At 60.6% G+C, this 449-nt stretch carries 1 pseudogene; it reads left to right on the top strand.

The features are described from left to right. A pseudogene (locus EXE41_RS18560) lies at window positions 1–371 on the top strand (hypothetical protein); the annotation flags it as partial. Between the last annotated feature and the right edge of the window lie 78 nt (window positions 372–449).

Below are 449 nucleotides of genomic sequence, written 5' to 3'. Positions count from 1 at the left end.
GGCCGGAGACAGTGACGTTCTCCACCGGCGATACCTACCCGTATGCGACCGACAGCGGCACTCAGGAGACCACCATCTCCGAAGTGACCGCCGACGGCGCGACGCTCGAATGGTTCGCCCCGCGTGAGAACACAGTCGAACTTTCGGAGGGTGGAAACGTCACGCTGAACGAGCAGCAGTTCTTCACCCACTTCCCCGACCACCACACCGTCCAAATCGTCCCGATTCAGCAGTACGACCAGTACCAGGCGACGCTTGACCAGCAGGACTACTTCCACGAGCGCAAGAACGGTATCTGGGGCGTCTCGATCCTCTCGGGCATCGCGGCCGTGCTGATGCTCGGGATGGCGTATATGCCCGTCCGCGGATAACAACGACGTCTGTTTTCGGTTTTTAACGACTGACTTACGCGTCGGCTGCCCAGGTGATGTACGCCAGACCGATCCCGA

The organism is Halorubrum sp. SD690R (genome assembly GCF_005435035.1).
Taxonomy (GTDB): domain Archaea; phylum Halobacteriota; class Halobacteria; order Halobacteriales; family Haloferacaceae; genus Halorubrum; species Halorubrum ezzemoulense.
This window is presented reverse-complemented; position numbering and strand designations above follow the sequence as displayed.